Source organism: Paracoccus salipaludis, from assembly GCF_002287065.1.
Classification (GTDB): Bacteria; Pseudomonadota; Alphaproteobacteria; order Rhodobacterales; family Rhodobacteraceae; genus Paracoccus; species Paracoccus salipaludis.
Genome location: NZ_NSJZ01000003.1, coordinates 215,605 through 239,303, shown reverse-complemented (window position 1 = coordinate 239,303; position 23,699 = coordinate 215,605). Strand labels below are relative to the sequence as shown.

Genomic DNA, 23,699 nt, shown 5'->3' with positions numbered 1-23,699 from the left:
CGGATTACCCCAGCTTGAGATTGTCGATCCCGACCAGCCGGTCGTAGATCCAGTAAAGGACAAGGACGCTCGCCAGCAGGATGGCGGCCAGCGCGGCGGCCATCGACCAGTTCAGCGTCTCGGTCATGTGCATGGCGATCATGTTCGAGATGAGCTGCCCCGAGGAACCGCCCACCAGCGCCGGCGTGATGTAGTAGCCGACCGCCAGGATGAAGACGAGCAGCGCCCCCGCCCCCAGCCCCGGCAGGGTCTGCGGGAAATACACGCGCCGGAAGGCGGTCCAGCTTGACGCCCCGAGGCTGCGGGCTGCGCGCACATAGCTGGGGTTGATCGTCCGCATCACGGAATACAGCGGCAGGATCATGAAGGGCAGCAGGATATGCGTCATGGCGATGATCGTGCCGACCTGGTTGTAGATCAGCTTCAGCCGCCCGTCCTGCCCGACCACGCCCAGCCAGACGAGGATGTCGTTCACCACGCCCTGCTGCTGCAGCAGGACCATCCAGGCCGTGGTCCGCACCAGAAGCGAGGTCCAGAAGGGCAGAAGCACCAGGATCATCAGCAGGTTCGACTTGCGCATCGGAAGGGTCGCCAGCAGGTGCGCGATGGGAAAGCCCAGAAGAAAGGTCAGCCCGGTGATCAGCAGCGACAGCCAGAAGGTGCGCTGGAACAGCATGACATAGACCTGCTGCCGCTCGGGCACCCGCACGATGTTGTTTTCATCGTCGCGCGTCCGGTCCACGGCGGCCAGGTAGAAGTTCGCCGTGTAGGCCGTCGAGGCCGAGCGCATCGCGCGCCACAGGGTCGGATCGGCCCAGTCCTCGTCGGCCTCGATCAGCGCCTCGCGGAAGGGGGGTTCGAAACCGGCGCGCGCCTTGCGCCCCGTCGAGGTGAACAGCGACCGCGTGCCGGGCACGTCGTAGTTCATGCGGGTGCCGACGACGCCGATGGTGCGGGCCTCGGCGGCAGCGGTCAGGTCGGCGGCAAGCGCGGCATAGGCGGCCTCGTCGGGCTGGGTGCCGGTCGGGTTCTCGGCGAACCAGGCCGAAACCTGCGGCATGTTGGCCGAAAAGCCGTCGTTGTAGATCGAACGGTGCAGCATCTGCCCGATCGGGATCACGAAGGTGACGACCACGAACAGCAGCAGCGGCGCCACCAGCAGGAAGGCCCGCCTGCGCGCCCGTGCCGAGCTGCGGGCCAGCGCGCGGGCAAGCGGCTGGCCGTCGGCGGTGGTCAGCCGCGGGCTTGCGCCGGAAGCTCCGCTAACCACGGCGGCATGGGGATCGAGAGCAGTGGCCATGTCGGTCCTTTGGTCGTTGCGGCCCGGAGGCCGTTCGTCACTCGCTGCCCAGCCACGCCGTGAAGCGGGCGCGCAGCTCGGTTTCGTGGTCGGCCCAGAAGGCCGGGTCCACGAACAGGGCATTGGTCATGTTCCGGGACGCGGTCGGCAGGTGCGGGCCCATCGGCGTCGTGCCGTCGCCCAGGAAGTTGCCGACCATCGCCTGCGCCGAGCGGCGCGGAGGGCCATAGGGCAGGATCTCGGCCGCGCGGGCCAGCACGGCGGGCGAGGTCGAGAAGGAGACGAACTCCCTTGCCGCATCGAGGTTCGGCGCGCCCCTGGGGATCACCCAGCCCTCGACCTCCATCATCTGCGCGTCCCACAGGATCGACAGCGGCAGCCCGTCGACCTGCGCGGCCTTGAAGATGCGCCCGTTGTAGGCGTGGGTCATCGCCACCTCGCCATCGGCAAGCAGCTGGATCGGCTGGGCCCCCGCCTCCCACCAGACGATCTGGTCGCGGATGCTGTCGAGCTTCGCCAGCGCGCGCTCCACCCCCTCGGGCGTCGCAAGCACGGCATAGACCCGGTCCAGCGGCACGCCGTCGCCGACCAGCGCAAGCTCCATCGTGAACTGAGGGGTGCGGCCGAGGCCCCGGCGGCCGGGGAAGCGTTCGAGATCGAAGAAATCGGCGGCCGAGGTCGGCGACTGCGCCAGCTTCCCGGCGTCATAGGCGATCACGGTCGAATAGATGTCCGTGGCGACAAAGCAGTCTGTCAGCGTGCGCGGCAGGAAATCCTGCGCGACCGGCCCGCCCCCGGGCGGCGGCACGAGGCTGGCCGGATCGATCGGCAGGGCGTCGCCCTCGTCGCACAGGCGCATCCCCGCGCCCTGCCCCACGCTGGCCAGGTCGGCGGTGACATTGCCCGCGTCGACCTGCGTCTTGACCATGCCCGCCGGGTCGTCCGTGTCGACAAAGCGCACCGGTATTCCGGTCCGCGCCGAGAACGGCTGCGCCATGGCCTGGTCCTGCATGGCCGCGAAGTCCCCGCCCCAGGACAGGATCGTCAGCGGGTCCTGCTGCGCAAGCGCGGGCGTGGCAAGCAACGTGGCGGCAAGGGTCAGCGATCTGGGCATCGGTCCATCTTGTCGAAGCGGCCGGGGCGCGCGTCGGGCGCCCCGGCGCAAGGGGGTCAGCTTGCCAGCCAGGCGTTGAAACGCTCGGTCAGCTCGGTCCCGTGGTCGGCCCAGAAGGCGGCGTCGTTGACCAGCGCCTTCTCGGCATTCGCGGGCGTCGTCGGCAGGTAGGGCGCCATCTCGGTGGTGCCGTCCTTGTAGGTGCCGACATTCGCCGCCGCCGATTTCCGCGGCGGGCCATAGGCGATGTATTTCGACAGGTCCGCCTGGCGCGCCGGGTCCGAGGCGAAGGCGATGAACTTCATCGACTTTTCCATGTCGGGCGCGCCCTTGGGGATCACCCAGTAGTCCATGTCGAGGTTCGCCCCGTCCCAGACGAAGCCGAAGGGCTTGCCCTCGTCAACGATGGCGTCGAAGATCCGGCCGTTGTAGGCCAGCGTCATCGAGACCTCCTTGTCGGCCAGAAGCTGCGGCGCCTGCGCGCCCGCTTCCCACCAGACCACCTGGTCCTTGATCGTGTCCAGCTTGGCAAAGGCGCGGTCCACGCCCTCGTCCGTCGACAGCACGTCGTAAACCTCGTCCGGGGCCACGCCGTCGCCGAGCAGCGCGAATTCCAGCGCGTATTTCGGGCGCTTGATGATGCCGCGCTTGCCGGGGAACTTGGCGGTGTCGAAGAAGTCGGCCACCGTCGCGGGCGCGCCGTTCGGGAAGGCCGAGGTGTCATAGGCGATCACGGTGGACCACACCATGATGGCCGTCGCGCAGTCGTGCAGCGCCTGCGGCAGGTAGTCGTCCGCGGCGGGCGTCCCGTCGGCTGCGGCGGGCAGCGCCGCCGGGTCGATCGGCTCGATCAGGCCCTCGTCGCACAGTCGGATCACGTCGGACTGCTCGACGTCGTAAACGTCGCTGGTGACGTTGCCCGCCTCGACCTCGGCCTTCAGCTTGGCCGGCGGGTCCGAGTTGTCCACCATGTTGGCCTGGATGCCGGTGGCTTCCGTGAACGGCCGGGCATAGGCCTCGTTCACCGCCGCGGCAAAGGCGCCGCCATAGGTGGTAATGTTGATCGAGTCCTGCGCCTGCGCCGTGCCGGCGGCGATCAGCGCCAGCGCCGTGCCCGCGATCAGTCGTCTTTTCATGGTCCGCTCTTTCGCAACCTCGAGAATGGTGGCGGCACCGCGCCGGGGCGGCGCCGCCGAAACGTCAGCCCGCCAGCCAGGCGTTGAAACGCTCGCTCAGCTCGCCGTCGTGATCGACCCAGAAGTCGAGGTTCGAGGCGATCCCCTGCTCGATGTTGCCGGGCGAGGTCGGCAGGTGCGGGCTCATCGGCACGTCCTTGCCCGCGACATTGCCGACCAGCGAGGCCGAGGACTTGCGCGGCGGGCCGTAGCTGATGTGCTCGGCGGCCTTGGCAAGCTGCTCGGGACGGGTCGAGAACTCGATGTATTTCAGTGCGTTGTCCTTGTTCGGCGCGCCCTTGGGAATGACCCAGCCTTCCATCTCGTAGATCTGGCCGTTCCAGATGATGTTGAACGGCTTGTTCTCGCCGATGGCGGCGTTGAAGATCCGGCCGTTGAAGGCATAGGCCATCGTGACCTCGCCATCCGCCAGAAGCTGCGGCGGCTGGGCGCCCGCTTCCCACCAGATCACGTCGTTCTTGATCGTGTCGAGCTTGGCAAAGGCGCGGTCCACGCCCTCGGGCGTCGCCAGCACGTCGTAAACCTCGGCCGGCGCCACGCCGTCCGCCATCAGCGCCAGTTCCAGGTTGAACTTGGCGCCCTTGCGCATGGTGCGCTTGCCGGGGAACTTGGCGGTGTCGAAGAAATCGGCCGGGCTTGCGGGCTTGGCGTCGGGGAACTTGCTGTCGTCATAGGCCAGGACCATCGAATAAACGTCCGTCGCCACGAAGCAGTCCGTGATCGCGCCCTCGATGAAGTCATCCGCCGCCGCGGTCCCATCGGCCGCCGCGCTCAGGACCGAAGGGTCGATCTGCTCAAGCGCGCCCTCGTCGCACAGGCGCACGGCGTCGGCATATTCGACCGAGGCCACGTCGGCGGTGACGTTGCCCGCCTCGACCATCGCCTTGATCGGGGTCGCCGGATTGTCGGCGTCGGCCACGGTGATGCGGATGCCCGTTTCGGCCTCGAAGGGCGCGTTGTAGGCGACGGCGTGGGACTGGCCGTAGGCCCCGCCCCAGTCCAGCACGTTCAGCACGCCGCCGCTTTGGGCCGAGGCCGCCGTCGCCAGAGCGGCGAACGCGGTGGTGGCGATCAGAAGTTTCTTCATTGTTAGCCTCCCTTTATCGTTGGTTTGTTCAGACGGGATCGAGCGCCCGCGCATCCTGCGGGTTCCAGCCGATGCGGATATGCTGGCCGGGCTGCAGGCGGGTCTGGCCCAGCGTGTTGCGGAACTTCATGACGAAGTCGTCGCTGCCCGCGACCTTCATGCGCGCCCGCAGGATGTCGCCCATGTAGATCACGTCGCGCACCTCGGCGTCGATCGTGTGGGTGCCTGCCGGCATCAGGTCGGGCTTGAACTCGACCCGCTCCGGGCGGATGGACACAAGCGTCTGCTGCCCCACCTCGCGGATGTTGACGGCGGTGGCGTCGATCAGCTCTCCGTTCGCAAGCCGGACCTCGGCGCGCTGGCCGTCCAGCTTCTCGATCGTGCCGGGCAGCTTGTTGTTCTCGCCGATGAAGCCCGCGACGAAGCTGTTTTCCGGCTGCTCGTACAGCACCGAGGGCGGCGCGAGCTGCTGGATGCGCCCGTCGTTGAAGACGGCGATGCGGTCCGACATCGTCAGCGCCTCGCCCTGGTCATGGGTCACGTAGACGACCGTGATTCCAAGGTTGTCGTGCAGCGACTTGATTTCATACTGCATATGCTCGCGCAGCTGCTTGTCCAAGGCACCCAGCGGCTCGTCCATCAGCACCAGCTGCGGGTCGAAGACCAGCGCGCGGGCCAGTGCGATCCGCTGCTGCTGGCCGCCCGAAAGCTGCGCCGGGCGGCGGGTGCGGAAGCGGCCCATCTGCACCATGTCCAGCGCCCGGATGACGCGGCTTTCGCGCTCGGCCTTGCTCATGCCGCGCACTTCCAGCGGAAAGGCGAGGTTCTCGCCCACGGTCATGTGGGGGAACAGGGCATAGTTCTGGAACACCATGCCGATGCCGCGCTTGTGCGGGGGCACGTCGTTGATGTTGCGTCCTGCCAGCCGGATCTCGCCATGCGTCGCGGTCTCGAACCCCGCCAGCATCATGAGGCAGGTCGTCTTTCCCGAACCCGACGGCCCCAGCATCGTCAGGAACTCGCCCTTGCCGATCGAGAGGTTCAGATCCTTCACGACAAGAGTCTGACCATCATAGCTTTTCTGCACGTGGTCGAAGACGACGAATCCGTCGTTGCCGGTCGGGGTCAATGCATCTGCTCCCAGTCTTCCTGTTCTTTGCTGCGTCACTCTATGCAACGGAAACCCCATGCTGCAACGTGATAATGCGGCAGGTTCCGGGGGCGGAGCGAGGCTTGGGCAAGAATCGGGCAGGTGCCCGGGCAGCAGCCGGAGCGGCGGGCAAACCGCAAGCGCGCAAACGAAAAAGGCGCCCCGAGGGGCGCCCTTGTCACTGGTGCGGTCGAAAAGACTCGAACTTTCACTCCGGTTAAGGAACAGCGACCTCAACGCTGCGCGTCTACCAATTCCGCCACGACCGCATTCCGTGGTGGGCGTGACATAGCCGCGCCCGAGGCGTTTGAAAAGGGGTCATTCGGCGGCGATGACCGCGCCGGGCACATAATTCAGCACGGGGGCAAGCCAACGCTCGGCCTGCGCCACGGTCATGCCCTTTCGGGTCGCGTAATCCGCGACCTGATCGGCCTCGACCTTGGCCACGCCGAAGTAATAGGCCTCGGGATGGGCGAGGTAGAGGCCCGACACGGACGAGCCCGGCCACATCGCCATCGACTCTGTCAGCTCGACCCCCGTGGCAGCGGTGGCGTCCAGCAGGTCGAACAGCGTGCGCTTCTCGGTATGGTCCGGCTGGGCGGGATAGCCGGGCGCCGGGCGGATGCCGCGATAGGGCTCGGCGATCAGCTCCTCGGCCGAGAAGCCCTCCTCCGGGGCATAGCCCCAGAACTCGCGCCGCACGCGTTCGTGCAGCATCTCGGCCATCGCCTCGGCAAAGCGGTCGGACAGCGCCTGCAGCAGGATCGCCGAAAAGTCGTCATGGGCGTCCTTGAAGGCCCGCACGCGGGCGCTTTCGTCCCCTGCCGTCACCACAAAGCCGCCGACCCAGTCCGGCTGGCCGTCGGGCGCCACGAAGTCCGCGAGCGCCACGTTCGGGCGGCCGTCGCGCTTGGTCACCTGCTGGCGCAGCGTGTGCAGCGTCGCCAGCTCGGCGGTGCGGTCCTCGTCCGTCCACAGGCGGATGTCGTCGCCCGAACGGTTCGCGGGCCAGAAGCCGACCACCGCCCTGGGCGACAGCCAGCGTTCCCCGATGATCCGCTTCAGCATCGCCTGCGCGTCCGCGAAAAGCGCCCGCGCCGCCTCTCCCTGCGCGGGATCGTCCAGCAGCTTGGGATAGACGCCCTTCATCTCCCAGGTCTGGAAGAAGGGCGTCCAGTCGATGTAGCGCGCAATCTCGGCCAGGTCCCAGTCGGCCAGCACCTTCGTGCCCGTGAACTGCGGGCGCGGCGCCTGATAGGCGGACCAGTCCAGCTTGACCGCATTGGCCCGCGCATCCTCGATCGACAGGCGTGCCCGGTCGGAGTCGCCCCGATTGTAGCGAGCGGCGACCTCCTGGTACTCGCGGCGGACCTCGTCGATATAGGTCACCTTCTCGTCCGACAGCAGGTTCGAGACGACCCCCACCGCGCGGCTCGCGTCGGTGACATAGACCGTCTGGCCCTTGTGATAGCGCGGGTTGATCTTGACCGCCGTATGCACCCGGCTGGTCGTCGCGCCGCCGATCAGCAGGGGGATGTCGAAGCCTTCCCGCTCCATCTCGGACGCCACGTGGACCATCTCGTCCAAGGAGGGCGTGATGAGTCCGGACAGCCCGATGATGTCCACCTTCTCGGCCCTGGCGGTTTCCAGGATCTTCTGCGCCGGGACCATGACGCCCAGGTCGATGATCTCGTAGTTGTTGCAGGCGAGGACCACGCCCACGATGTTCTTGCCGATGTCGTGGACGTCGCCTTTCACGGTTGCCATCAGCACCTTGCCGGCCGAGCTTGAGGCGCCCTCGGACTTTTCCGCCTCCATGTAGGGCAGCAGGTGGGCCACCGCCTGCTTCATCACGCGGGCGGATTTCACCACCTGCGGCAGGAACATCTTGCCCGCCCCGAACAGGTCGCCCACGACGTTCATCCCCGCCATCAGCGGGCCTTCGATGACGTGCAGCGGGCGGGCGGCGGCCTGCCGCGCCTCCTCGGTGTCGGTTTCGATGAACTCGGTGATGCCGTTGACCAGCGCGTGCTCCAGCCGCTTGCCGACCGGCCATTCCCGCCAGGACAGGTCCTTCTCGCGCGCCTTGGCCCCGCCCTCGCCCTTGAAACGCTCGGCCAGTTCCAGCAGCCGCTCGGTTCCGTCCGCGCGGCGGTTCAGGACCACGTCCTCGCAGGCATCGCGCAGGGCGGGGTCGATCTGGTCATAGACGGCAAGCTGGCCCGCGTTCACGATCCCCATGTCCATGCCGGCCTGGATCGCGTGATACAGGAAGACGGCGTGCATCGCCTCGCGAACGGGCTCGTTGCCGCGGAAGCTGAAGGACAGGTTCGACACGCCCCCCGAGACATGGACATGGGGCAGGGTCTGGCGAATGCGGCGCGTGGCGTTGATGAAATCGACGCCGTAGTTGTCATGCTCCTCGATGCCCGTCGCCACGGCGAAGATGTTGGGGTCGAAGATGATGTCCTCGGGCGGGAAGCCGACGCTGTTGACCAGCAGGTCATAGGCGCGGGCGCAGATTTCGACCTTGCGGTTCTCGGTGTCGGCCTGCCCCGTCTCGTCGAAGGCCATGACGACCACGGCCGCGCCATAGCGGCGGCAAAGGCGGGCGTGGTGCAGGAAGGCGTCCTCGCCTTCCTTGAGGCTGATCGAGTTCACGATTGCCTTGCCTTGGGTGCATTTCAGCCCGGCCTCGATCACCTCCCACTTCGAGGAGTCGATCATCAGCGGCACGCGGGCAATGTCGGGTTCCGCCGCGATCAGGTTCAGGAAGGCGGTCATGGCGGCGGCGGAATCGATCAGCCCCTCGTCCATGTTCACGTCGATGATCTGGGCGCCGTTTTCCACCTGGTCGCGCGCCACGTCCAGCGCGGCCGGATAGTCGCCCGCCGTGATCAGCTTGCGGAAGCGGGCCGAGCCGGTGACGTTGGTGCGTTCCCCCACGTTCACGAAGGGGATGTCGTCGGTCTTCACGAAGGGCTCAAGCCCCGACAGCCGCAGCCTGGGCGCGATCTCGGGGACCGAACGGGGCGCCTTGCCCGCCACGGCCTCGGCGATCGCGGCGATATGCTCGGGCGTGGACCCGCAGCAGCCGCCGACGATGTTGACCAGCCCCTCGTCCGCAAAGCCGCCGATCTGGGCGACCATCATCGCGGGCGTCTCGTCATAGGCGCCCATCTCGTTCGGCAGGCCCGCGTTCGGATAGGCGCAGATCAGCGTGTCCGCGACCTCGGACAGTTCCGCCAGGTGCGGGCGCATCGCATCCGCGCCCAGCGCGCAGTTCAGCCCCACCGTCAGCGGGCGGGCGTGGCGGATCGAATGCCAGAAGGCCGTGGGCGTCTGCCCCGACAGCGTGCGCCCCGACAGGTCCGTGATGGTGCCCGAGATCATCACGGGCAGGATCAGGCCGGTTTCCTCGAAGACCTCCTCGGCGGCGAAGATCGCGGCCTTGGCGTTCAGCGTGTCGAAGATCGTCTCGATCAGGATCAGGTCGGCGCCGCCCGCGATCAGCCCCCGGATCTGTTCGCCGTAAGCCACGCGCAACTGGTCGAAGGTGATCGCGCGAAAGCCCGGGTTGTTCACGTCGGGGCTGAGCGAGGCCGTCCGGTTCGTCGGCCCCAGCGCCCCCGCAACCCAGCGCGGCCGCCCGTCCTGCGCCGTCGCCCGGTCCAGCGCCCGTCGCACGATCGCCGCGCCATCCCGGTTCAGGTCGAAGACCCGCGCCTCCATGCCATAGTCGGCCTGCGCGATGGTGGTCGAGGAAAAGGTATTGGTTTCCACGATATCCGCCCCCGCCAGGGCATAGCGCAGGTGGATTTCCTCGATCGCCTCGGGCTGGGTCAGGTTCAGAAGGTCGTTGTTGCCCTTCTGCGGGTGGTCCGAGTGGATATGGCAGCCGCAGCCCGAGCCATGGCCGGTGAAGTCATCCTCGGACAGGCCCAGCTGCTGGATCTGCGTGCCCATCGCCCCGTCGAGGATCAGGATGCGCGCCTGGGCGGCGGCGCGGATGGCGTCGAAGACAGGGGAAAGCTTGGGCATGGCGGACCTCGGGCAATTATCCGGGTGATATACCCCAAGGAGCAACGAAAGGAAAATTCATGTCATGCAGGCCGGACATGAATCCTCTTCATCATTGCAGTCCTCACGCCTGAAGGTCGAAGTCCGTGTACACGAACCCGCCGCGCTCGACCGTCTCTCCGTGGCACAGCTTCAGGGGCGCGGCAAAGCCGGGTCCATAGCCCACCACCGTGTGAAACTCGCCGCGTTCCCCGCAGGGATCGACGCCGGGCGGCAGCCGGTCGAGGAAATCCCGGTCGAAGCGGCTGCCGCAAAGCTCGCGCGGCACCAGCCGGGGATCCAGCGTCGCGATCCGCGCGTCGATGCCGAGATCCAGCATCTCCTGCGCCAGCAACCGGGTGTCCGCGCCCCAAAGGGGGAAATGCGCGGCAAGCCCCTGCGCCGCCAGCCTGGCCTCGCGATACTGCCGGATATCCTCAAGGAACAGGTCGCCGAAGATCCAGTCGTGGATGCCCTGCTGCTTCAGCCGCAGTGCCGCCGCGCCGATCCGCGACTCGTAATCCGCGTTCGGGCAGGGATCGGGCAGATCGACCTCGATCAGCGGCAGCCCCAGCGCCTGCGCTTGCGCCCGCGCGATCGGGCGGCGCGTGCCATGTATGGCCACGCGGTCCGCCGTTTCGTTGAAGGTCGAAAGCAGCGCCACGACCTCCAGCATCCCCTGCTGACGCGCCCGGTGCAGGGCAAGGGTGCAGTCCTTGCCGGAACTCCAGGACATCACCGCCGGGCGGGTCATGCCAGTGCCGCGCAGATCGCGTCCAGCCCCTCGGTCAGCGCGGCGGGGCCGGGTTGCAGGATCAGCGAGGACTTGATCTCGACGATCCGCCCGTTCCGCACGGCCGGGATGGCGTCCCAACCGGGCCGAGCCGCGATGCGTTCGGGGCGCACCTTCTTGCCGCACCAGGACGCGAGGATCACGTCGGGGGCCGCCGCGATCACCCGGTCCGGGGTGAGGATGCGGTCGCGCGCGGACTTCTTGTCCGCGAGGTCAGGGAAGGCCTCGCGCCCGCCCGCGATCTCGATCAGCTCGGACACCCACTGGATGCCCGAGATCATGGGCTCGTCCCATTCCTCGAAATAGACGGTGGGGCGCGGACCTGTCGTGCGCGCGGCGACAGAGGCCAGCCGCGCCTCGTAGCCCGCCGCCAGTGCCTCGGCCCGATCCGCCGCGCCCACGGTGGCACCCAGGTGGCGGATCATGGCCAGGATGCCCGCGAGGTCGCGCTGGTTATAGGCCATGACCGTCACGCCTTCGCGGATCAGGTCGGCCACGATGGGCGCCTGAAGGTCCGAAAAGGTCAGCACCAGGTCCGGTTCCAGCGCCAGGATCTTCGGAATGTCGGCCGAGGTGAAGGCTGCGACGCGCGGCTTCTCGCGCCGCACCTGCGGCGGCCTGACGGCATAACCCGAGACGCCGACGATCCGGCGATCCTCGCCCAGCAGGTAAAGCGTTTCGACCGTTTCCTCGGTCAGGCAGATGATGCGTTCGGGCGGAAAGCGGCGCATGGTCGATGGCTTCCGTAAGGATGGAAAGGTCCCTGCCCCGTGCGTGCAGGCCTAGCGGTTCACCGCCATGTCGTCGCGGTGGACCAGCGCGGCGCGGACCTGCTCGCCCAGGATCGCCGCGATGTCCTCGCTGCGCTTGCCGGCGATCTGGACCGCGTCGGTGGAATCGTAGCGCGCCAGGCCCTGCGCCAGCGCGGCCCCCTGCGGCCCGCGGATCAGGACCGGGTCGCCCCGGTGGAAGACGCCCTTCACCTGCCGCACGCCTGCGGGCAGCAGAGACCGCCCGTCGGCCAGCGCACGTGCCGCGCCCTCGTCTACGATCAGCTCGCCCCGGGGTTTCATCGCCGCGATCCAGCGCTTGCGCGAGACCTGCGGGTCGCCCTCGGCCAGAAACCACGTCACCCGCGCGCCATCCGCCACCGCCGACAGGGGCCGCAGGACCGAGCCCTCGGCGATCGCCATCGCGCAGCCCCCGGACACGGCCGTGCGCGCGGCCATCAGCTTGGTCTTCATGCCGCCCTTGGACAGCCCCGAGACGGGATCGCCGCCCATCGCCTCGATCTCGGGCGTCAGCGCCTCGACCACGGGCAGGTGCCGGGCCGAGGGGTCGGTCTTGGGGTTCGCAGTGTAAAGCCCGTCCACGTCCGACAGCAGAGCCAACTGGTCGGCCCCGCAGGTCACGGCGATCTGCGCGGCCAGCCGGTCGTTGTCGCCATAACGGATCTCGTCCGTCGCCACCGTGTCGTTCTCGTTCACGATCGGCACCACGCCCAGCCCCAGCAGCGTTTCCATCGTCGCGCGGCTGTTGAGATAACGGCGGCGGTTCTCGGTATCCTCCAGCGTCACGAGGACCTGCGCGGTGGTCACGCCATGCGGCGCCAGCATCTCCTCATAGGCGCGCGCCAGCCGGATCTGGCCCACGGCGGCGGCGGCCTGGCTCTGCTCCAGCGTCAGCGCGCCCGAAGGAAGCTTCAGCACCCGGCGGCCCAGTGCGATCGACCCCGAGGACACCAGCACCACGTCGCTGCCGCGCTGCCGCCACAGCGCCACGTCCTCGCAGAGGCCCCGCAGCCAGTCGGCGCGCAGCCCCTCGTCGCCGACCAGCAGCGCGCTTCCGATCTTGACGACCAGGCGGCGCGCCCTGGCGATGTCAGGGGTCACGGCTGCCATGTGGTGGTCTTTTCCACCTTCGGCTTCCGTGTCGGCTCGATCTTCTGCCACAGCGCCCGCAGCACCTCGGTCAGCCCCTCGCGCGAAACGCCGGACATGGACAGGACCGGCCCGCCGACCTCCTCCTGCAGGGCGGCAAGGCGCTCGGCGCGCATGTCCTCGTCCAGCGCGTCGATCTTGTTCAGGACCGTGATGCGCGGCTTTTCGGCCAGCACGGGGGAGTAGGCCTCAAGCTCGGTCAGGATGGTCCGGGCGTCCGCCGCCACGTCCTCGGAGGTGCCGTCCACCAGATGCAGCAGCACGTTCGAGCGTTCGACATGGCCCAGGAACTGGTCGCCCAAGCCCTTGCCCTCGCTCGCGCCCTCGATCAGCCCGGGAATGTCGGCCATGACGAACTCATGCCCGTCGACGCCGACCACGCCGAGGTTCGGGACCAGCGTGGTGAAGGGGTAATCCGCGATCTTGGGCCGCGCGTTCGACACGGCTGCCAGGAAGGTGGACTTGCCCGCGTTCGGCAGACCCACCAGCCCCGCATCTGCGATCAGCTTCAGCCGCAGCCACAGGGTCCGTTCCACCCCCGGCTGGCCGGGGTTCGCATGTCGCGGGGCGCGGTTGGTCGAGGACTTGAAATGCAGGTTCCCGAAGCCGCCGTTGCCGCCCCGCGCAAGCAGAACGCGCTGGCCCGGTTCGGTCAGGTCGGCGATCACCGTCTCGCCATCCTCGTCCAGGATTTCGGTCCCGACCGGCACCTTCAGCACGATGTCGTCGCCGCTTGCGCCGGTACGCTGCGCGCCCATGCCGTGCTGGCCCGACTTGGCGAAGAAATGCTGCTGGTAGCGGAAATCGATTAGGGTGTTCAGCCCTTCGACCGCCTCGGCCCAGACGTCGCCGCCGTTGCCCCCGTCCCCGCCGTCGGGGCCGCCGTATTCGATGAACTTCTCGCGCCGGAAGGACACCGCCCCCGCGCCGCCACCGCCCGAACGGATATAGACCTTGGCAAGATCGAGGAACTTCATGGGCGACGTCTCCGGCTGTTGGGCATGGGGATACGCGCCCCGCCCGCGCCGCGCAAGGCAAAGGCCGCCGGGCTTCTTCTTCGCCAAATATCCCGGGGTGAGGGCCGCAGGCCCGAGGGGCAGCGCCCCTCTCTTACAATCGCCCGGGCGCGCTCCCAAATCGACTGCATGACCCAGCCCATCGCCTTCGACAACTCCTATACCCGCCTCGGCCCCGGCTTCTACACCCGGACGCCGCCGACCCCGGTCACCCAGCCCAGCCTGATCGCCGTCAACGACGGCCTGGCGCGGCGGCTCGGGATCGACCCCGACTGGCTGCGCAGCCCCGAAGGGGTGGCGATGATCGCCGGGAACAAGGCTCCCGACGGGGCCGAGCCCATTGCCCAGGCCTATGCCGGACACCAGTTCGGCGGCCTCTCGCCCCAGCTCGGCGATGGCCGCGCCGTGCTGCTGGGCGAAGTCGTGGCACCGGACGGCGCCCGCTTCGACATCCAGCTCAAGGGCTCGGGCCCCACGCCCTTCTCGCGCCGGGGCGACGGCCGCGCCTGGCTGGGTCCCGTCCTGCGCGAATATGCCGTCAGCGAGTTCATGCACGCCGTGGGCGTCCCCACCACCCGCGCGCTTGCCGCCGTTACAACGGGCGAGGTCGTCCTGCGCGAGGCGCCGCTGCCCGGCGCGGTCCTGACCCGCGTGGCCTCGAGCCACATCCGCGTCGGCACCTTCGAGTTCTTTGCCATCCGGGGCGACGTGGACCGCCTGCGGGCGCTGGCCGATCACGTGATCGCCCGCCATTACCCCGAGGCCACGTCCCCGATGGAACTGCTGGCCGGCGTCGTCGCGCGGCAGGCGGAAACCATCGCGCAATGGATGGCGCTGGGCTTCGTCCACGGCGTGATGAACACCGACAACATGGCCATCTCGGGCGAAACCATCGACTACGGCCCCTGCGCCTTCATGGACGCCTATCACCCGGACACGGTCTTCTCCTCGATCGACCGGCACGGGCGCTATGCCTGGTCGCAACAGCCGCCCGTGGCGGTCTGGAACCTCGCGCAACTGGCGTCCTGCCTGCTGCCGCTCATGCCCGACCCCGAGGGCGCGGTGCCCGAGGCCACGCAGATCGTCCACGGCTTCCCCGCGATCTACCAGGCCGCCTGGCTCAACCGCTTCGGCGCCAAGCTGGGGCTGCCCGCCGCAGGGGCCGAGGACCAGCCCCTGATCGAGCGCCTGCTGACCATGATGGCCCAGCAGGAGGCCGACTTCACCCGGACCTTCCGCGGCCTCGTCACCGGAACGGCCGCGGCCGAGTTCGTAGATCCCGCGCCCTTCCATGACTGGCAGCGGGACTGGCAGGCGCGCGGCCCCGACCTCGCCCTGGCAGCGCAGGCGAACCCCGCGCGCATCCCGCGCAACCACCGCATCCAGCAGGCCATCGACGCAGGCGTCCGGGGCGACTTCGCGCCCTTCCACCGGCTGGTCGAGGCGGTCACCCATCCCTTCGACGAGCGTGCCGATTGGGCGGACCTCGCGGCCTCGCCCGAGCAGGGCGAGGAAGTGCGCGTGACCTATTGCGGCACCTGACGGGCTGTCCGACAAGGCGGCACCCGTTCCCGCTCGGATCACATGATGCGCCTGCGCCTCGCCAGCTACAACCTCCACAAGTGCCGCGGCACCTTCGGTCCCTACGCCCCTGAACAGAACCTCGCGGTCGTCGCGGGGCTGGGCGCCGACATCGTGGCCCTGCAGGAGGTGGACTTCCGCATGGGTCTGCGCCCCGAGGCCCTGCCCCGCGACATGATCGAGGCGGCGACGGGACTGGTACCGGTGGACCACCGCCGGACCTCGGACCAGTCGCTGGGCTGGCACGGGCAGACCATCCTGCTGCGCCCCGACCTGGCCGCCATGGCCCGCTCGCTGCCCCTGGCGCTGCCGGGGGTGGAACCGCGCGGCGCGGTCATGCTGCACCTGCCGGGGCTGACGGTGATCGCCGTCCATCTGGGCCTGATGCGCTCGTCCCGCCGTGCGCAGCTGGCCCGCCTTGCGGCCAAGGCGGGGCGCCGGGGCGGCGACGCCGTCGTGCTGACGGGCGATTTCAACGAATGGCGGGGCGAGCGCGGGCTCGAGGCGCTGACCGACCTCGACGTGATCGCGCCGGGGCGCAGCTGGCCCGCCCTGGCGCCCCGGCTGCGCTACGACCGCATCGCCGTCACGCCCTGGATCAAGGTGCTGGACTGCGGCGTCTTCGACACGCCGCTGGCGCGCAAGGCCTCGGACCACCTGCCGATCTGGGCCGATCTGCAGATCAGCGACCCCGAATAGGGGCTGGTTGCGCAAACAGCGCCCGGGCGGCTTCCGCCGCGCGGATGCAGCCGCTAGAAGGCGGCCGAACCCTTCCCCAACGAGGACCGGCCCCATGACCGCCATCATCGACATCTTTGCGCGCGAAATCCTCGACAGCCGCGGCAACCCGACCGTCGAGGTCGATGTCACGCTCGAGGACGGCACCATGGGCCGCGCGGCGGTGCCCTCGGGGGCCTCCACCGGCGCGCATGAGGCGGTCGAGAAGCGCGACGGCGACAAGGCGCGCTACATGGGCAAGGGCGTGCTGGAAGCCGTGGCCTCGGTCAACGGCGAACTGTCCGAGGCGCTGATCGGCGAGGACGCGACCGAGCAGCGCGCCATCGACATGATGATGATCGAGCTGGACGGCACCCCCAACAAGGGCCGGCTGGGCGCGAACGCGATCCTCGGCGTGTCGCTGGCGGTGGCCAAGGCCGCGGCCGAGGCGACCAGCCAGCCGCTGTACCGCTATGTCGGCGGCACGGGCGCGCGCATCCTGCCGGTGCCGATGATGAACATCATCAACGGCGGCGAGCACGCCGACAACCCCATCGACATCCAGGAGTTCATGATCATGCCGGTGGCCGCGGAGAACATCCGCGAGGCCGTGCGCATGGGCTCGGAAGTCTTCCACACGCTGAAGAAGGAACTCTCGGCGGCGGGCCTCGCCACCGGCGTGGGCGACGAGGGCGGCTTCGCGCCGAACCTGTCGTCCACCCGCGACGCGCTCGACTTCATCCTGCGGTCGATCGAGAAGGCCGGCTACGCCCCCGGCGACGACATCATGCTGGCGCTCGACTGCGCCTCGACCGAATACTTCAAGGGCGGGCGCTACGAGATGGTCGGCGAGGGCAAGTCCTTGACCTCGGCCGAGAACGTGGACTACCTCGCGGCCCTTTGCGCCGACTACCCGATCCTGTCGATCGAGGACGGCTGCGCCGAGGATGACTGGGAGGGTTGGCGCCTGCTGACCGAGCGTCTGGGCGGCTCGGTCCAGCTTGTGGGCGACGACCTGTTCGTGACCAACCCCGCGCGTCTGGCGGAAGGGATCGCCCGGGGCTGCGGCAACTCGCTGCTGGTCAAGGTCAACCAGATCGGCACGCTGTCGGAAACGCTGGACGCGGTGATGATGGCCGACCGGGCGGGCTATACCTCGGTCATGTCGCACCGCTCGGGCGAGACCGAGGACGCGACCATCGCCGACCTCGCCGTGGCCACCAACTGCGGCCAGATCAAGACCGGCAGCCTCGCCCGGTCCGACCGGCTGGCCAAGTACAACCAGCTGATCCGCATCGAGGAGATGCTGGGCGCCACCGCCGAATACGCCGGCCGCTCGATCCTGCGCGGCTAAGGCCGCCCCTGCTCCGGGGGGCATCGTCCCCCGGAGCTTCCGGCCCTGCAGCAAGGGCCGACCTGCCGCCCACATTTGCAAGCCCAAAGTGGTGGCATAGCCTGCACGAAGCGCCTATCTTCCCTGAAACGGAAGCAGGACAGGTTGATCGGCATGGCGCATCCGCAAGAGGCAAGGACCGCAGAGCCCGAGCGGATGCTGGGCCTGGCGATGCGCCGCGGCGCCATGGGCCGCTGCCCCAACTGCGGCGAGGCGCGGCTGTTCACCGGATACCTCAAGGTCAAGGACCACTGCCCGAATTGCGGCGAGGCATTCCATCACCACCGGGCCGACGACGGCCCGGCCTATGTCACGATTCTGATCGTCTCGCACATCGCCGTCGCCGTGATGCTGTCGGTCTACACGATCTACCGCCCCTCCTCCGAGGTGATGATCGCGATCTTCCTCGGCGGCTCGCTGGTGGCCTCGCTGATCCTGCTGCCGATCATCAAGGGCGCCTTTGTCGGGCTGCAATGGGCCAAGCGGATGCACGGCTTCGGCCAGGGGGGCGAGGACCGCCCGAACGAGCCGTGAGCATGGACGCCGCCGCGACGCTGGACAACCTGCCTGCCCCCGCAGCCGACCGCATCCGCAACGCGGCGACCGTGATCCTGATCGACCGCGACCGCGCGGACGGTCCTTCGGTCCTGATGGGAATGCGCGGCGCGGGCGCGGCCTTCATGCCCTCGAAATACGTCTTTCCCGGCGGTGCGGTGGATGCCGAGGATGACGCGCCCTGCCCCGAAACCCTGTCGGACGCCTGCCGGGCGCGGCTGTCGGCCGAGCCGCTGGCGGACGTGACCGTCAGCCCGGACGCGCTGGCCCGCGCGGCGCTGCGCGAGATGGTCGAGGAAACCGGGTTGACGCTCGCCCCGTCCGCCGACGATCCGCTGCTGTTCGTCTTTCGCGCGATCACGCCTCCGGGCCGGCCGCGGCGGTTCGACGCGCGCTTCTTCCTGATCGACGCGCGCAACATCGTGGGCGACCGCGACGACTTTTCCGGCGCCTGCGACGAGTTGAGCCACCTGCACTGGGTGCCGCTGGCCGAAGCCCGCGCCCTTGACCTGCCCTTCATCACCGAGGTCGTGCTGGCCGAGGTCGAGGCGCTGGTTCGCGCCGCAGGCAACAGCCCGCTGCACGCGCCCCGGACCGTGCCCTTCTTCGACAACCAGGGCGCCGAGCCCCGCTTTGTTCAGCTTTCCTGATCGCGCATCAGGGCATCCAGCCGCGCACGCTCTTCGGTGGTCAGGGCCTCGGGCGCAGGCGCGGCATCGGGACGTCGGCCGCGCAGGAACAGGAAGGCGGCCAGCGCCGCGACCAGCGCCATCAGGGGCCCTGCCCAGTAGAGGATGAGGTTTCCGCCCTCGGCCTTCGGCTCGAACAGGACAAACTCGCCGAAGCGCTCGGTCACGGCGTCGATCACCTGGGCGTCGCTGTCGCCCGCGACCAGCCGCTCGCGCACGTAAAGGCGCAGGTCGCGGCTGATCGGGGCATTCGATTCGTCGATGTTCTCGCCCTGGCAGACGGGGCAGCGCAGCATCTGGCCGATCTCGCGGGCGCGATGTTCCAGCGCCGCGTCGGCCAGCACCTCGTCGGGCTGGACGGCCCAGGCCGCCTGCGCCGCGACCAGCGCCAGCATCGCGGCGGCTGCGCGCAGCCCCCTCATTCGGCGGCCACCGCGCGGGGCGCGGGCTTGCGGGCCGTGGCGGCCACGCGCCAGCGGCGGTCGGTCAGGCTGATGACGCCACCCAGGGCCATCAGACCGCAGCCCATCCAGATCCAGAAGGCGAAAGGCTTGACATAGCTGCGGACGGCCCAGCCCCCGCCCTGCTGCGGGTCGCCGATGACCAGGTAGATGTCGCCCCAGAACGACGACCGGATCGCCGCCTCGGTCGTAGGCATGGCCTGCACCGGATAGACCCGCTTCTCGGGATGCAGCACGCCGATCTCGCGCCCGTTCCGTTCGATCCGCATGGCCGCGGTGGTCGAGACATAGTTCGGCCCCTGCACCTCGGATACGTCCTGAAGCGTGATCCGGTAGCCCGCGACCTCGAAGCTTTCGCCCTCGCGGGCGACCCGGATGTCCTCGACCGACCAGGCCATCAGCAGGCTGATGCCGACAAAGGCGACGCCCAGCCCCGCATGGGCCACGACGCGGCCCCAGTCGGCGCGCGGCAGCCGCGACAGGCGCCCGAACTGGCCCGCCGCCCGCTGCCAGATGTCCACCGCCGACCCTGCGATGAGCCACGCCCCCAGCGACGCGCCCACGACCGCAAGGCCCGAGCGGCCGGTCGAGACGGCATAGACCAGCGCCGCCACCGCGACCGCCAGCACCACGGCCGGCATCAGCACCCGCGTCGCGCGGCCCAGCTTGCCGCGCTTCCACGGCAGGATGGACCCGATCGGCAGCGCGATGGCCAGGACGATCATGAAGGGGGTGAAGGCCTTTTCAAAGAAGGGAGCGCCCACCGACAGGCGGCGGTCCCACAGCATCTCGGCCACAAGGGGCCAGATCGTGCCGATGAAGACGACGAAGCCCGCCACCGCCAGAAGCAGGTTGTTCAGCAGCAGCGCCCCTTCCCGCGACACGGGCGCAAAGACCGCGCGCGAACTCATGGCCCCGGCCCGCGCGGCGTAAAGCGTCAGCGCGCCGCCGATGAAGAAGGCAAGGATGCCCAGGATGAAGACCCCTCGGGCCGGGTCGCTGGCGAAGCTGTGGACCGAGGTGATGACGCCCGAGCGCACGATGAAGGTGCCGACAAGCGAGAAGCCGAAGGCGAGGATCGCCAGAAGGATCGTCCAGCTTTTCAGCGCCTCGCGCTTTTCCACGACGATGGCGGAATGCAGCAGCGCGGCGGCGATCAGCCAGGGCATGAAGCTGGCGTTCTCCACCGGGTCCCAGAACCAGAAGCCACCCCAGCCGAGCTCGTAATAGGCCCACCACGATCCTAGGGCGATGCCAATGGTCAGGAACATCCAGGCGGCCAGCGTCCAGGGCCGCACCCAGCGCGCCCAGGCGGCGTCCACGCGCCCCTCGATCAGCGCGGCGACGGCGAAGCTGAAGGACATCGAAAGGCCGACATAGCCGAGGTAAAGGAACGGGGGGTGGAAGGCGAGGCCGGGGTCCTGCAGCAGCGGGTTCAGGTCGCGGCCGTCGAAGGCGGGCGGGCTCATCCGCGTGAAGGGGTTCGAGGTGAAGACGATGAAGGCCAGGAAGGCCGCGCCGATCGCCCCCTGCACCGCCAGCACGCGCGCGCGCAGGCCCGGCGGCAGATGCTCGCCGAAGCTGGCGGCGGCCGCGCCGAATAGCGCCAGGATCAGCACCCACATGAGCATCGAGCCCTCGTGGTTCCCCCAGACCCCCGTGACCTTGTAAAGCATGGGCTTGGCCGAGTGGCTGTTCTCGTAGACCAGCGCCACGCTGAAATCCGAGGTGATGAAGGCCACCGTCAGCGACGCGAAGGCGATGCCCAGCAGCCCGAACTGCGCCATCGCGGCGGGGCGGGCGCTTTCCATCCAGGCAGGCCAGCCGCGCGAGGCGCCGACCATCGGCACGATGGCCTGGAACAGCGCGATGCCAAAGGCGAGGATCAGCGCGTAATGTCCAAGCTCGGCAATCATGGAAAAACCCCCGGGGATGTGGCCCGGGGGCAAGGTAAGCCTTCAGGGGCTCCGGGACCAGTCCCCCGCGCCGCGCCGGGTTGTCACAGGGGTGTCAGGCGGCGGGCCTCAGCTCCGCGCCTGCGCCCAGTCCCGCAGCGCCGGATTGTCGGCGAAGTCATCGGCAGGCGGGCGCAGCGGCCCGGCCCCGGCCGGAGCCTCTGCGCCCGCGACCGGCACCTGCGGCGCGCGCCAGCCGTCGTCCGCGGGAACGCGGGGCGCGCGCCAGCCGTCCTCGCCGACCACGGTGGTCTGGACCTTGGCGCGCGGCCAGACCCGCCTGCGGAAATAATGCGCCTCGCGCGCGCCGAAATAGAAGCTGACGATAGCCCCCATCAGCCACCACAAGGGCTCGGGCACCAGCGCCAGCCCCTCCATCCGCATCGAGAAGCCGGGCGGATCGATCATCGCGTAAGCGAACAGGCCGATGGTCCCCAGCGTCAGCAGCGGGCGCGGCAGGCGGTTCAGCCCGTTCATCAGGCTGTCCCACCAGGTCTGCGGCGCGTGGCTGAACTCGGCCTGCGCCTGGGTGATGGCACGGGCATAGGCTTCCTCGTCCAGTTCCATCCGGCGGGTGGCATTGGGAGTGAAGATCTCGGCCACGTCGCCTGCGGCCTCGGCAGCGGCGGCGAACCCGCCCGAGCGGGTCAGGAAGCGGTCGATCATGCCCATCGGGACGTCCTTTCGCGGTGCTGCGCCTCGGTCAGGTGATAGCGGGGCGAGATGAACTCCTCGGCGCGGGTGATCCAGCCGCCCTTGCCGCCGTCCTGACGGCGGGCGAACTTGCGGCTGGCAGGGCGCGCGTCGGCCAAGGCATAGTAATAGCTGCGCCGGGCGATCCCGTAGGCATCGGCCAGATGCGCGGGGGCGGCGGCGGCGGCGGCCTGGGTCGCGGCCTCGGTCCTGGGCCCCACCACGCCATCGTCGGTGCAGGCAAAGCCCATGCGCGACACCAGCCGCTGAAGGATCTTCACCGCATTGGCGCCCGCATTCACCTGCATGTCGAAGACGCTGGCCTGCACCATCGCCGGCAGGCGGTCCAGGCGCGGGCGGCGGAAGTAGTGTTCCACGTAGATGCGCGCCGCCTGCGCGGGATCCAGCCGCCGCACGTCCGCCGCGTCCACCCGGCCGTTCCCGTCAAGGTCCAGCCCCAGCCCGCGCATCGTGCCGATCGTGACGCCGTGGTTCGTGGCTCCGCCGGGGTCGTCGGGGTCGTCCACGAACCCCCCTTCGCGCGCGACGATGGCGGCGGCGATCTGTTCCACTGTCTGCATCTCCTGCTCCCCTTGCGAGGCAGGCAGGGTCGCGCGGGGGCGTTAAGCTTGCGTTAACCCTCCGCGCGTTGCGGTCAGGAGGTCGGGCCCTTGTAGACGCCCTGCTCCTTGAGCGAATCCGAGACTTCGCGCGGCATGTAGTTCTCGTCGTGCTTGGCGAGGATCTCGTCGGCGACAAACACGCCGTCCACCATCCTGCCGGTGCCGATCATGCCCGCGTTCTCGGCAAACAGGTCGGGCAGCACGCCGCGGAAGGTGACGGGCACGGTTCCGCCGCCGTCCGTGACGGAAAAGCTGACGGTCTCGCCCTCGCCCCGGACCAGCGAGCCGTCCTCGACCAGACCGCCCAGGCGGAAGACCTCGCCCGCAGGCGGCGGCGCCTCGGCCAGTTGCGTGGGCGAACGGTAAAGGTTGATCCCGTCGCGGAAGCCGTAGCCGATCAGCACGGCCGCCACCACCAGCGCGACCGCGGCCGCGATCAGAACCTGGATGCGACGTTTCTTCTTGAGCGATTTCATCGGATTGCCCTTGCTTTCTCAGGCCGCCTCGAAGCGGATCGGATGGCGCAGGAACTGCGTGGCCTTTGACGTGACCCGCTCGGGGTCGCCGGTGGTCAGGAAGCGCGATCGCGTGCCCGACCCCCGGAACTCGGGCCGGCGGCGCAGGTAGTCTTCAAGGCTTTCGGCCACCAAGCCTGCCTGCGAATAGACCGCGACTCCCGGTCCCAGCGCCTCGCGGAAGGCCTTTTCCATCAGCGGGTAATGGGTGCAGCCGAGGATCGCGGCCTCGGGATGCGGCATCCGGCGCTTGAGCGCCTCGACATGGGACCGAACCAGCGCCTCGGCCAGCATCTCGTCGCCGTCCTCGATGGCGTCCACGACCCCGCCGCAGGGCTGGGCCTCGACATCGACGCCGATGGCGCGGAAGGCCAGTTCCCGCTGGAAGGCCCGGCTGGCGACCGTCGCGGGCGTGGCGAACAGGGCGACATGCTTGACCGCCACCTCGCGCGGCGGACTGTTGTCGCCCCAGTGGCGTTCGGTCAGCGCCTCGATCAGCGGAACGAAGACGCCGAGGACGCGCTTGTCCGCCGGCAGCCAGGTTTCCTGCATCCGCTTCAGCGCCGCGGCGCTGGCCGTGTTGCAGGCAAGGATCACCAGGTCGCAGCCTTCCTGCCACAGCCGCTCGACGCCCCTGCAGGTCAGATTGAAGATGTCGTCGTGGGTGCGGACGCCATAGGGCGTGTGGGCGTTGTCGCCCAGATAGACCAGCGGCAGGTCCGGCATCCGATTGGCAATGGCCTGATGCACGGTCAACCCGCCCAGACCCGAATCGAAGACGCCGACAGCCATCCGAACCCTCCTTGAAGCTGGACCCCATCTAAGGGCGCGAGCGGGGGGAATCCATGACTCAAGTCAGATT

The 23,699-nt window shown here is 68.9% G+C and carries 21 protein-coding genes and 1 tRNA gene; 5 read left to right on the top strand and 17 right to left on the bottom strand.

Annotated elements, in window-relative coordinates; translation table 11 throughout:
* Positions 1–4: 4 nt before the first annotated feature.
* The 11 genes from CK240_RS06200 to obgE form a co-directional block, all read right to left on the bottom strand.
* A complete protein-coding gene (locus tag CK240_RS06200; RefSeq protein ID WP_095639461.1) occupies positions 5–1,300 on the bottom strand; it encodes an ABC transporter permease in 1,296 nt (431 codons plus the stop codon).
* A 37-nt stretch (positions 1,301–1,337) separates the two neighbouring features.
* A complete protein-coding gene (locus tag CK240_RS06195) occupies positions 1,338–2,414 on the bottom strand; it encodes an ABC transporter substrate-binding protein (RefSeq protein ID WP_095639460.1) in 1,077 nt (358 codons plus the stop codon).
* A gap of 56 nt (positions 2,415–2,470) precedes the next feature.
* Entirely contained in the window at positions 2,471–3,550 is a 1,080-nt protein-coding gene (locus CK240_RS06190) for an ABC transporter substrate-binding protein (protein WP_095639459.1), read from the bottom strand.
* Between the two features lie 64 nt (positions 3,551–3,614).
* Positions 3,615–4,697, bottom strand: coding sequence for an ABC transporter substrate-binding protein (locus CK240_RS06185; RefSeq protein WP_095639458.1), 1,083 nt, complete (start codon positions 4,695–4,697; stop codon positions 3,615–3,617).
* Between the two features lie 28 nt (positions 4,698–4,725).
* Complete coding sequence (locus tag CK240_RS06180) at positions 4,726–5,826, bottom strand: ABC transporter ATP-binding protein (protein ID WP_240517312.1); 1,101 nt, start codon at positions 5,824–5,826, stop codon at positions 4,726–4,728.
* 203 nt (positions 5,827–6,029) lie between these two features.
* Positions 6,030–6,116 (bottom strand) — tRNA-Leu (locus tag CK240_RS06175).
* A gap of 49 nt (positions 6,117–6,165) precedes the next feature.
* Positions 6,166–9,888, bottom strand: a complete 3,723-nt coding sequence (gene metH / locus CK240_RS06170) for a methionine synthase (protein ID WP_095639456.1) — start codon at positions 9,886–9,888, stop codon at positions 6,166–6,168.
* A gap of 103 nt (positions 9,889–9,991) precedes the next feature.
* Complete coding sequence (locus CK240_RS06165; protein WP_167649978.1) at positions 9,992–10,660, bottom strand: adenine nucleotide alpha hydrolase; 669 nt, start codon at positions 10,658–10,660, stop codon at positions 9,992–9,994.
* Positions 10,657–11,430, bottom strand: a complete 774-nt coding sequence (locus CK240_RS06160) for a cobalamin-binding protein (RefSeq protein WP_095639454.1) — start codon at positions 11,428–11,430, stop codon at positions 10,657–10,659. The genes CK240_RS06165 and CK240_RS06160 overlap by 4 nt, the downstream gene beginning before the upstream one ends.
* A 51-nt stretch (positions 11,431–11,481) precedes the next feature.
* Positions 11,482–12,600, bottom strand: a complete 1,119-nt coding sequence (gene proB / locus CK240_RS06155) for a glutamate 5-kinase (RefSeq protein WP_095639453.1) — start codon at positions 12,598–12,600, stop codon at positions 11,482–11,484.
* Positions 12,588–13,616 (bottom strand): GTPase ObgE, encoded by a 1,029-nt coding sequence (gene obgE / locus CK240_RS06150; RefSeq protein ID WP_095639452.1) that lies wholly within the window; start codon positions 13,614–13,616, stop codon positions 12,588–12,590. The genes proB and obgE overlap by 13 nt, the downstream gene beginning before the upstream one ends.
* Before the next feature lie 168 nt (positions 13,617–13,784).
* On the opposite strand from obgE, the gene CK240_RS06145 reads away from it, so the two are divergent.
* The 5 genes from CK240_RS06145 to CK240_RS06125 all read left to right on the top strand — a co-directional run bounded on the left by CK240_RS06145 (position 13,785) and on the right by CK240_RS06125 (position 18,551).
* The gene (locus CK240_RS06145) at positions 13,785–15,197 is read left to right on the top strand and encodes a protein adenylyltransferase SelO (RefSeq protein WP_095639451.1); all 1,413 of its coding nucleotides are present in this window, start codon (positions 13,785–13,787) and stop codon (positions 15,195–15,197) included.
* Between the two features lie 45 nt (positions 15,198–15,242).
* Complete coding sequence (locus tag CK240_RS06140) at positions 15,243–15,935, top strand: endonuclease/exonuclease/phosphatase family protein (RefSeq protein ID WP_240517311.1); 693 nt, start codon at positions 15,243–15,245, stop codon at positions 15,933–15,935.
* Between the two features lie 94 nt (positions 15,936–16,029).
* Positions 16,030–17,307, top strand: a complete 1,278-nt coding sequence (gene eno / locus CK240_RS06135; RefSeq protein ID WP_095639449.1) for a phosphopyruvate hydratase — start codon at positions 16,030–16,032, stop codon at positions 17,305–17,307.
* A gap of 153 nt (positions 17,308–17,460) precedes the next feature.
* Entirely contained in the window at positions 17,461–17,880 is a 420-nt protein-coding gene (locus CK240_RS06130; RefSeq protein WP_095639519.1) for a DUF983 domain-containing protein, read from the top strand.
* 2 nt (positions 17,881–17,882) lie between these two features.
* Positions 17,883–18,551 carry an NUDIX hydrolase gene (locus CK240_RS06125; RefSeq protein WP_095639448.1) on the top strand — a complete coding sequence of 223 codons (669 nt, stop codon included), beginning with the start codon at positions 17,883–17,885 and terminating at the stop codon, positions 18,549–18,551.
* On the opposite strand, the gene CK240_RS06120 is transcribed toward CK240_RS06125, so the two are convergent.
* The 6 genes from CK240_RS06120 to CK240_RS06095 form a co-directional block, all read right to left on the bottom strand.
* Complete coding sequence (locus tag CK240_RS06120; protein WP_167649981.1) at positions 18,539–19,003, bottom strand: cytochrome c-type biogenesis protein; 465 nt, start codon at positions 19,001–19,003, stop codon at positions 18,539–18,541. The two genes, CK240_RS06125 and CK240_RS06120, sit on opposite strands and share 13 nt — an antisense overlap.
* Positions 19,004–19,008: 5 nt before the next feature.
* On the bottom strand, positions 19,009–20,967 hold the full coding sequence (locus CK240_RS06115; protein WP_095639446.1) for a heme lyase CcmF/NrfE family subunit: 1,959 nt from the start codon (positions 20,965–20,967) through the stop codon (positions 19,009–19,011).
* Positions 20,968–21,075: 108 nt separating this feature from the next.
* Positions 21,076–21,678, bottom strand: coding sequence for a holin family protein (locus CK240_RS06110; protein WP_240517310.1), 603 nt, complete (start codon positions 21,676–21,678; stop codon positions 21,076–21,078).
* Positions 21,669–22,280, bottom strand: coding sequence for a holin-associated N-acetylmuramidase (locus CK240_RS06105; RefSeq protein ID WP_095639445.1), 612 nt, complete (start codon positions 22,278–22,280; stop codon positions 21,669–21,671). The genes CK240_RS06110 and CK240_RS06105 overlap by 10 nt, the downstream gene beginning before the upstream one ends.
* A gap of 74 nt (positions 22,281–22,354) precedes the next feature.
* Positions 22,355–22,798, bottom strand: a complete 444-nt coding sequence (ccmE, locus tag CK240_RS06100) for a cytochrome c maturation protein CcmE (RefSeq protein ID WP_095639444.1) — start codon at positions 22,796–22,798, stop codon at positions 22,355–22,357.
* A gap of 18 nt (positions 22,799–22,816) precedes the next feature.
* The gene (locus tag CK240_RS06095; RefSeq protein ID WP_095639443.1) at positions 22,817–23,629 is read right to left on the bottom strand and encodes a glutamate racemase; all 813 of its coding nucleotides are present in this window, start codon (positions 23,627–23,629) and stop codon (positions 22,817–22,819) included.
* Between the last annotated feature and the right edge of the window lie 70 nt (positions 23,630–23,699).

Coding starts and splice junctions, on each gene's coding strand:
- CK240_RS06195 (WP_095639460.1), bottom strand. CDS start 2,414: ATGCCCAGATCGCTGACCCTTGCCGCCACGTTGCTTGCCACGCCCGCG.
- CK240_RS06115 (WP_095639446.1), bottom strand. CDS start 20,967: ATGATTGCCGAGCTTGGACATTACGCGCTGATCCTCGCCTTTGGCATC.
- CK240_RS06125 (WP_095639448.1), top strand. CDS start 17,883: ATGGACGCCGCCGCGACGCTGGACAACCTGCCTGCCCCCGCAGCCGAC.
- CK240_RS06145 (WP_095639451.1), top strand. CDS start 13,785: ATGACCCAGCCCATCGCCTTCGACAACTCCTATACCCGCCTCGGCCCC.
- CK240_RS06160 (WP_095639454.1), bottom strand. CDS start 11,430: ATGCGCCGCTTTCCGCCCGAACGCATCATCTGCCTGACCGAGGAAACG.
- CK240_RS06140 (WP_240517311.1), top strand. CDS start 15,243: ATGCGCCTGCGCCTCGCCAGCTACAACCTCCACAAGTGCCGCGGCACC.
- CK240_RS06095 (WP_095639443.1), bottom strand. CDS start 23,629: ATGGCTGTCGGCGTCTTCGATTCGGGTCTGGGCGGGTTGACCGTGCAT.
- CK240_RS06110 (WP_240517310.1), bottom strand. CDS start 21,678: ATGGGCATGATCGACCGCTTCCTGACCCGCTCGGGCGGGTTCGCCGCC.
- CK240_RS06185 (WP_095639458.1), bottom strand. CDS start 4,697: ATGAAGAAACTTCTGATCGCCACCACCGCGTTCGCCGCTCTGGCGACG.
- CK240_RS06200 (WP_095639461.1), bottom strand. CDS start 1,300: ATGGCCACTGCTCTCGATCCCCATGCCGCCGTGGTTAGCGGAGCTTCC.
- metH (WP_095639456.1), bottom strand. CDS start 9,888: ATGCCCAAGCTTTCCCCTGTCTTCGACGCCATCCGCGCCGCCGCCCAG.
- CK240_RS06190 (WP_095639459.1), bottom strand. CDS start 3,550: ATGAAAAGACGACTGATCGCGGGCACGGCGCTGGCGCTGATCGCCGCC.
- obgE (WP_095639452.1), bottom strand. CDS start 13,616: ATGAAGTTCCTCGATCTTGCCAAGGTCTATATCCGTTCGGGCGGTGGC.
- CK240_RS06165 (WP_167649978.1), bottom strand. CDS start 10,660: ATGACCCGCCCGGCGGTGATGTCCTGGAGTTCCGGCAAGGACTGCACC.
- eno (WP_095639449.1), top strand. CDS start 16,030: ATGACCGCCATCATCGACATCTTTGCGCGCGAAATCCTCGACAGCCGC.
- ccmE (WP_095639444.1), bottom strand. CDS start 22,798: ATGAAATCGCTCAAGAAGAAACGTCGCATCCAGGTTCTGATCGCGGCC.
- CK240_RS06130 (WP_095639519.1), top strand. CDS start 17,461: ATGGCGCATCCGCAAGAGGCAAGGACCGCAGAGCCCGAGCGGATGCTG.
- proB (WP_095639453.1), bottom strand. CDS start 12,600: ATGGCAGCCGTGACCCCTGACATCGCCAGGGCGCGCCGCCTGGTCGTC.
- CK240_RS06105 (WP_095639445.1), bottom strand. CDS start 22,280: ATGCAGACAGTGGAACAGATCGCCGCCGCCATCGTCGCGCGCGAAGGG.